Source organism: Undibacterium sp. TJN19 (assembly GCF_049339485.1).
Classification (GTDB): domain Bacteria; phylum Pseudomonadota; class Gammaproteobacteria; order Burkholderiales; family Burkholderiaceae_D; genus Undibacterium.
The window spans coordinates 147,042-155,283 of sequence record NZ_JBMPPL010000014.1; the positions used below are offsets into that span (position 1 = coordinate 147,042).

8 protein-coding genes are annotated in these 8,242 nt (G+C 49.0%); 3 read left to right on the forward strand and 5 right to left on the reverse strand.

Going from position 1 to position 8,242, the window contains the following annotated elements; all coding sequences use genetic code 11:
- Nucleotides 1-23 precede the first annotated feature (23 nt).
- Nucleotides 24-2,615, reverse strand: coding sequence for an ATP-dependent chaperone ClpB (gene clpB, locus ACO0LH_RS26135; protein ID WP_422944079.1), 2,592 nt, complete (start codon nucleotides 2,613-2,615; stop codon nucleotides 24-26).
- 212 nt (nucleotides 2,616-2,827) lie between these two features.
- On the opposite strand from clpB, the gene ACO0LH_RS26140 reads away from it, so the two are divergent.
- Nucleotides 2,828-3,265, forward strand: coding sequence for a hypothetical protein (locus ACO0LH_RS26140; RefSeq protein WP_422944080.1), 438 nt, complete (start codon nucleotides 2,828-2,830; stop codon nucleotides 3,263-3,265).
- Nucleotides 3,266-3,271: 6 nt separating this feature from the next.
- Here ACO0LH_RS26140 and pip read toward each other — a convergent pair whose 3' ends face one another.
- Nucleotides 3,272-4,237, reverse strand: a complete 966-nt coding sequence (gene pip, locus ACO0LH_RS26145) for a prolyl aminopeptidase (RefSeq protein ID WP_422944081.1) — start codon at nucleotides 4,235-4,237, stop codon at nucleotides 3,272-3,274.
- Between the two features lie 142 nt (nucleotides 4,238-4,379).
- Between pip and ACO0LH_RS26150 the strand changes: the two genes are divergently transcribed.
- Entirely contained in the window at nucleotides 4,380-5,417 is a 1,038-nt protein-coding gene (locus ACO0LH_RS26150) for a phytanoyl-CoA dioxygenase family protein (protein ID WP_422944082.1), read from the forward strand.
- A 263-nt stretch (nucleotides 5,418-5,680) separates the two neighbouring features.
- Here the strand turns inward: ACO0LH_RS26150 and moaE are convergent, their stop codons facing one another.
- Genes moaE through glp form a run of 3 tightly spaced genes read right to left on the reverse strand, consistent with a single transcriptional unit; the run spans nucleotide 5,681 to nucleotide 7,647 of the window.
- Nucleotides 5,681-6,169 (reverse strand): molybdopterin synthase catalytic subunit MoaE, encoded by a 489-nt coding sequence (gene moaE / locus ACO0LH_RS26155; RefSeq protein WP_422944083.1) that lies wholly within the window; start codon nucleotides 6,167-6,169, stop codon nucleotides 5,681-5,683.
- 3 nt (nucleotides 6,170-6,172) lie between these two features.
- Nucleotides 6,173-6,430, reverse strand: a complete 258-nt coding sequence (moaD, locus tag ACO0LH_RS26160; protein WP_422944084.1) for a molybdopterin converting factor subunit 1 — start codon at nucleotides 6,428-6,430, stop codon at nucleotides 6,173-6,175.
- Nucleotides 6,431-6,441: 11 nt separating this feature from the next.
- Nucleotides 6,442-7,647, reverse strand: coding sequence for a gephyrin-like molybdotransferase Glp (glp, locus tag ACO0LH_RS26165; protein WP_422944085.1), 1,206 nt, complete (start codon nucleotides 7,645-7,647; stop codon nucleotides 6,442-6,444).
- Nucleotides 7,648-7,998: 351 nt separating this feature from the next.
- Between glp and ACO0LH_RS26170 the strand changes: the two genes are divergently transcribed.
- The coding region (locus ACO0LH_RS26170; RefSeq protein WP_422944086.1) for a DUF4214 domain-containing protein at nucleotides 7,999-8,242 on the forward strand (244 nt) is incomplete at its 3' end.

Genomic DNA, 8,242 nt, shown 5'->3' on the forward strand with positions numbered 1-8,242 from the left:
CTTGCTTACTTAAATAAATCTCGTCAAACCTTGCCAAACACCAGCGCACTGTCTTTTGCGTCGACTCCGATGATGTCTTTCGGCCCAAACTGACCCTGCAATATCATTTTGGACAAGGGATTCTCAATCTCCTGCTGTATGGCGCGCTTCAAGGGTCGTGCGCCATACACAGGATCGAATCCCGCTTCCGCAATTTTTTGCAGGGCTGCATCTGATACTTGCAGACCCATATCCATCTGATGCAAACGCTGCTCCAGTGTTTTAAGTTGTATCTTCGCAATGGCACCAATATTTTTCGCATCGAGCGCGTGGAAGACGACGATTTCATCAATGCGGTTAATAAATTCAGGACGGAAATGGGTTTTCACCTCGCCCATGACAGCCATTTTGATGACTTCAGGGTCACTGCCTTCCATGGCCTGAATCTGATGCGAACCCAGATTCGAAGTCATGACGATCACGGTATTTTTAAAATCTACCGTGCGACCCTGCCCGTCAGTCATGCGGCCGTCATCCAGTACCTGCAATAACACATTGAATACATCGTGATGCGCTTTTTCCACCTCATCAAGCAAGATCACACTATATGGTTTGCGGCGCACTGCTTCCGTCAGGTAACCGCCCTCTTCATAGCCTACATAACCAGGTGGCGCGCCGATCAGGCGTGCAACAGAATGTTTTTCCATGAATTCACTCATGTCGATACGGATCAGTGATTCTTCAGTATCAAACATGAAATTCGCCAGGGCCTTGCACAATTCTGTCTTACCCACCCCTGTCGGCCCGAGGAAGAGGAAAGAACCGTAAGGTCGTCCAGGGTCACCCAGACCAGCACGTGAACGACGGATCGCGTCCGACACCGCTTCAATCGCCTCATGCTGACCAACCACGCGCTGATGCAATGCGTCTTCCATCTGCAAAAGTTTTTCACGCTCACCCTGCATCATGCGTGATACGGGGATGCCAGTCGCACGCGATACGATTTCAGCAATTTCTTCTGCGCCAACCTGAGTGCGCAACAGCTTCAACTTGCCATTGGATTGTTGATTCTTGTCCGCCTGCGTATCTGCATGCTTGAGTTGCGCTTCCAGTTCAGGCAAACGACCATACTGCAATTCCGACATGGTTTGCCAGTCGCCTTTGCGTTTGGCATCATCCATCTGCAAGCGAATTTTCTCTATTTCTTCCTTGATGTGGGTACTGCCCTGCACGATGGCTTTTTCTGCCTTCCAGACTTCTTCCAGATCGGCGTATTCGCGCGCAAGCTTGTCGATTTCGTCTTCGATCAGTAACAGGCGTTTTTTTGACCCCTCATCTTTTTCACGTTTAACTGCTTCCTTTTCTATCTTTAACTGGATCAGGCGACGGTCCAGCTTATCCATGACCTCAGGTTTGGAATCGATTTCTATCTTGATTTTCGCTGCGGCTTCATCAATGAGGTCAATCGCCTTGTCTGGCAAAAACCGGTCTGTTATATAGCGATGTGACAACTCCGCGGCGGCAACAATCGCCGGATCGGTAATATCAACGCCATGATGAACTTCATATTTTTCCTGCAATCCACGCAAAATCGCTATCGTTGCTTCCACACTGGGTTCGTCAACAATGATTTTCTGGAAGCGGCGCTCAAGCGCTGCGTCTTTTTCTATGTATTTGCGGTATTCATCCAGAGTAGTAGCACCGACGCAGTGCAACTCGCCACGGGCCAGGGCCGGTTTCAGCATATTGCCGGCATCCATGGCACCTTCGGCCTTACCGGCGCCCACCATAGTATGCAATTCATCAATAAAGACGATGGTCTGCCCTTCATCCAAGGCAATTTCTTTGAGAACCGCCTTTAAGCGCTCTTCAAATTCACCGCGGTATTTTGCGCCAGCCAGCAATGCAGCCATATCAAGCGATAAAACGCGCTTCGATTTCAGGCTATCAGGCACCTCACCATTCACTATTCGTTGAGCAAGGCCTTCTACGATTGCAGTCTTACCCACACCAGGCTCACCAATCAAGACAGGGTTGTTTTTACTGCGGCGTTGCAAGACCTGGATAGCACGGCGAATTTCATCATCACGCCCTATCACAGGGTCGAGTTTACCCAGACGAGCACGCTCAGTCAGGTCGAGGGTATATTTTTTCAGGGCCTCACGTTGCCCTTCCGCATCTTGCGTATCAACATTGGCACTGCCACGTACCGCAGAAATCGCCAGTTCCAGCGCCTTACGCGTTAAACCGTTTTCCCTTGCCAGCTTGCCTGCTTCGGACTTGTCTTCAGTCAATGCCAACAGCAGCATTTCACTGGCGAGAAACTGGTCACCACGTTTTTGCGACTCTTTGTCTGCCAGGTTGAGCAAGCCCACCAGTTCACGCCCTGCCTGCACCTGCCCATCGGTACCCGATACTTTGGGCAAGCGTTCCAGCGCTGCTTTCAAGGCATTGCTTAATGCAGTAACATTCACGCCCGCCCTTTGCAATAAAGAGCGGCTACTGCCATCATCCTGATTGATCAATGCCAACAACAGGTGCACTGGCTCTATGTATTGGTTATCATTGCCAACAGCCTGGCTTTGCGCATCAGCAAGGGCTTCTTGTAGCTTGGTAGTCAATTTATCGAGACGCACGACATTCTCCGTAAGAATTAGTTAGCTATACAATTTGGGGCAGCAGAGCCAATTTCAAGAATATAAAAAAGCACATTCATCATCGCTTGTGCAAAATCAAACATCTTATGGATTTACGTCAATTACAAATCAGCTACTTACCAGATCAGGATAGACTACTGGTCAAATTTTCGTTTGCAGAAAAGGATAAAACTGCCAGGCAGGAAATTCACGTGATTTTCACACGTCGGCTAACCATGCAATTCTGGCCAGCCTTGCTCGAAGCCATGACCAAGCAAATCAAAATGATGAAACCAGGCGCAGCACATGCCAGCCTAGAACTGGTGCAGATGGAGCATGAAGCATCCGTTGCACAGATGACAGAAGGTGGCGATTTTGATGCGCCTTATGAAAACAATGTAGATACTTGGCCACTGGGCAAGGAAGCTTTGTTGCCCGACAACATACAGTTTCACGTACACGCCAAAGCGCCGTTTCGCCTTGAATTTCTGCTGGTGGGTGGAAAAAGCTTTGAAGTGGCAATGGGCAGGCGTTTGCTGCACGGGTTTTGCAAACTCTTTCAAGATGCGGTTGAACGGGCTGACTGGGGTTTCAACCTGGAAATGCCAGGGGCGAGCAACGAGGCTGCCCCGGCAGGTTTGCTGAACTAGTCAACTCTAGTCAAATTTCCTGTTCAACTTGAATTGCTCGGTAGCACGCACCAGTGCCTGGGCAATACCGGGCTCTGATCCTGCATGACCTGCATCTGCGATCATGTGCAAAGCAGCCTCGGGCCAGGCCTGGTGCAGGCGTTGCGCCGTGACCGGTGGACAGACCACGTCATAACGCCCCTGCACAATAACGGCAGGTAAATGACGGATGCGGCCTATCTCTTGCACTAACTGATCTTCACGCATGAAAGCGCCATTGATCATGTAGTGCGCCTCAAGGCGCCCCAGACCTATGCAAACTGCATCAGATTCAAAGTCTGCAATGGCATCAGACTGCGGCCTCAGGAAGATACATGACCCTTCGTAACGACTCCAGTTGCGCGCAGCTTCTGTGTAGACAGCAGGATCAGAGGAAAACAGCCGTGTTGCATAGGCGCTCAACAAATCTGCACGCTCGTCTTCAGGTACGCCTTCCGCAAAGCGCTGATGCACCTCGGGGAAAAACCACTTCATCCCGTTGATAAACCATTCAACTTCTGCTTTTGTGCAAAGGAAAATCCCTCTGAGTACAAAACCCAGGCAAGGTTCAGGATGCGCCTCACCGTAAGCAAGCGCCAGGGTCGATCCCCATGAACCACCAAATACCAGCCATTTTTCTATCCCAAGCATGGCGCGGATCTTTTCTATGTCGTCAATCAACAATGCCGTGGTGTTGTCGCGATATTCCCCCAATGGCAGGGATTTGCCGGCACCGCGCTGATCAAACAGGACGATGCGGTAATAGGCAGGATCAAAATACCGTCTGTGGTTGGGTGAAGTTCCACCGCCTGGGCCGCCATGCAAAAACAATACTGGCTGACCTTCAGGGTTACCACTTTCTTCCCAGTACAAAGTATGCGTTTGATCAACTTCCAGCATGCCACTGCGATATGGTTCTATTGGTGGAAACAGGGGAAATGTATCAGCGCTCATAAATTAATTTATACAAGTATGGTTAAACAATTGCTATGATTATACCCAGTATGAACATAATAATTACAGCAATGCAGCATTTATCAGCTGTAACTTAAGCTGCGGCTCACGTTCAGACCGCCTTCCACTTTAATTTCTACGCATGCCCTACTCTTTATCAACCGACTTATCGCACGACACAAATGATATGGGGCAACTTGGTGTCCCGCATTTAAAAGCTTATTGGTTGCGCATGATGGCAATTCGCAATGGTGAAATCCATGGGAATAATACCGAATACCATACGGACCGCCTGATGCTACACAGCCTGGGATTGGGTCTGGAACAAACCATCCAATTTTTACTTGTCCATGCGCCGGATTTTGTCCAGTTTGAGCAATGGGTAGTTGCTACTGCCGGACACCCCTCAGCAGAAAGTATTGCCCGCCTTCATGCACTGATCAACAAGACGCAGGCGTCGCCTGCGACAATGGCTCTACATGCTCAAATTGCCAGCATGCCAGATGTACTGTCACAAGATGATCTGCAACATTGGGAACAATTCGGTTACGTGATTTTGTCGGAAGCAGTTTCAAAACAGGATAGTGCAGCAGCAGCGCAAGTTGTCTGGAATGCAGTGGGTGCGCAGCCAGATGATGTTGACTCCTGGTATCACGATTCGCATTCCAACATCATGGTGCAGCTATTTCAAGCGCCGGCATTTGAAAAAAACCGACGTGCTCTGCGCATACACAAAGCTTATGCACAACTGTGGGGTACTGTAGATTTATGGGCCAGCGTAGATCGTTGCGGTTTTAATGTACCCGAACGAGATGCTTATCGTTTTCAAGGACCGGATCTGCATTGGGATATGAGCCTGCAACAACCTGTACCATTCGCCACCCAGGGAATTTTATACCTGACAGATACACCGCCTGAACAAGGAGCACTTACGCTGGTACCTGGCTTTCACCATCAATTAAGTACATGGCTAAACGGTCTCGCAGACGATGAAGATCCCCGGAAACAGGATTTGCATGCGCTGGGATCAATGCCAATTGGGGGGAAAGCCGGTGATTTAATTATCTGGCACCAGGCGTTGCCGCATGGAAGCCGGCCAAACAGGGGGCGACAACCAAGACTGGTGCAATACATCAATATGTTTCCGGCAAAGCTGGAAATCCAGGAAAACTGGCTATAGTCACTGAACTGGATACAGGCAGGAATGCCAGGACACTTTCCATCTCCAGACATTATTCAAATTTTATTTGATTACCGCACGAAAGCTTGCAAGACCCGCAAAACAAGAAGCAATGAACTCTGGCAGATGCTGCCAAGGTTCTAACAGAGCTCCCATTGGCGGCAAGGGATAGGCGTCGTTAAGTTCAATTAAACCAAACCCAAAGCCCAACGCAACCATACACAATTACAGCCGCTAGTCCAACTGCGAAATACCCAGCATCGTCATGCCTGGCCCCCGTTCGTTGCGGTTTTAATTGCCTCAATATGCCATTTCTTCAATGCCTGGTCATCTGTCTCCCTCGCATCTACCCAACGCGCACCACCAGAGGTTTGTTCTTTTTTCCAGAATGGCGCCTGTGTTTTCAGGTAATCCATAATGAATTCACAGGCGGCAAAAGCGCTACCGCGGTGTTTTGATGCCACCATGACCAGAACAATTTGATCCAAAGGCAGCAAAACACCAACCCGATGGATAACCAAGGTATCAATCAAATCCCAGCGTGCTTTTGCCTGCTCAACGATGACTGCCAGCGCCTTTTCTGTCATGCCTGGATAATGTTCCAGTTCCATCGCTGTGACATTTTCACCGTCATTCATGTCACGCACCAGTCCGACAAAGCTGACCAGCGCACCAATGGCAGGCTGACTGTGGCGCATTCGCAGTTGTTCAGCATGCAAATCAAAGTCAGCATTTTGTACGCGAACCGTCATCGGTCAGCCTCCTGTAACCGGAGGGAAAAATGCAATTTCAGCCCCCTCGCTGATCAAGGTATCCGGCTCGCACATTTGCTGATTACAAGCCATTCGCAATGCACGCCCGGGTGCCAGCACCTCGGCCCATACATCGCCACGGCTTATTAACCATAGTCTTACATCACCCACCGTTTTTATATCTGGCGGCAATACTGCTTTCTGCTCGGACATACCTAACTTTTCGCGCACGCTGGCAAAAAAACGTAATTGAATATTCATGGTAACGGTAGTTAAGCCATCAGGCCGCTAAATGGAAGAAAGCGCACGGCATCACCAGCACGAATGATCTGACCTGGCGCAACATCTATCAAACCATCGCCCCAGACTGTAGAAGTCAGAACACCAGAACTCTGATTATGAAAAAGTTCCAGACCACCTTCGCTATTCATGCGAACGCGCAAAAATTCATTTCGGCGATCAGGCTTTAACCAGTCAAAATCAGCACGCAGGGAATAAGTTTGTGGTTGGACATTGCACACCCCCTGCATTTTCAACAGGAACGGCCGGACAAATAATAGAAAAGTGACAAAACTTGCCACCGGGTTGCCTGGCAGGCCGATAAAAAAAGCCTGCCCGACTTCTCCAAAAGCCAGGGGCTTACCAGGTTTCACTGCAATCTGCCACATACTCAGACGGCCTTCAGCTTCTACTGCTGGCTTGATATGATCCTCTTCACCGACAGATACACCGCCAGAAGTAATAATCAGGTCATGATCCTGGCTGGCACGTCGCAAAGTGTCGCGTGTCGCCTCCAGATTGTCTGGGACAATCCCATAATCAGTCACAAGACAGCCTTGCGCCTGCAATAAACCGGTCAAAGTAAAGCGATTTGAATTATAAATCGCGCCGGGCTTCAAGGCTTCGCCTGGCATGGCAAGTTCATCACCGGTAAAAAACACGGCAACCCTCGGTTGACGCATGACAGGCAATTGTGCCAGACCGACAGAGGCTGCCAAGCCAAGTTCCTGTCCACGCAGTCTTGCACCTTTATGCAAAATATTGGCACCCGCGGTGATATCCTCACCCTGCCTGCGTATCCACTCACCAGTTTTCGGGATATGCTTTATGGTGACAAACTCGCCGTCTATCGTACATTGTTCTTGCATCACTACCGCATCGGCACCATCCGGTATCATTGCACCGGTGAATATGCGCGCAGCCGTACCAGCTTTCAGCTCCTGACCGATATACCCGGCAGGAATGCGTTGGCTGACACGCATACGGGTTTCGCCACTCAAACAATCTTCAGCGCGCACGGCATAACCATCCATCTGCGTATTATCCAGTGGTGGAACATGCAACAAAGAAATTTGCGATTCAGCAAGAATCCGGCCATTTGCGGCAATCGTCGTCAAAGTCTCGATATCTTTTATCGGACGAACAGCCGACATTAAAAAATCAAGCGCCTCAGCGACACTTAACATGGGTTTTGACATGGGAGTATTTTCAAATTCAGCAAATTTATTCTCAGTCAGCATTGTAGCCTGCGCATCTGGAGTTTGTTGATTGGCATAATTGGAGTTAGCGCGCATATAAAAAGCATTTCTGCAGATATTCAGAAAATTCGTTCTCTTATTACTTTTTACGGCCATTAAATTAACCAAAAGAAACTAATTGGATGCTTCTTCAGCAAAACGTCTATTTTCGTTAAATCTTGTTACAAGTTTCTTGGTAATTGTGATTTACGTCACACGCTCAAATAAAGCATTTCTGCGATTATGCTATCGCAAAAAAAATATTGCCTATGCAATCACTCAATTTACTTATTACTCTTCCCAGGACCCCAAATGGCCAACACAGCAGCTGACATCCAAAAGCTTTACATCGCTTATTTCAACCGTCCAGCTGACCCGTTGGGTCTGGCCTATTGGGTAGCAAGCAATTCGTCTTTAAAAGACATCGCACAAAGTTTCTCAGTGCAACCAGAATACGCAGCGACTTACGCGAATCTGACGACAGCACAAACCGTCAACACCATCTACAAAAACCTGTTCGGCCACGAAGCTGATCCAGCAGGTCTGACCTACTGGG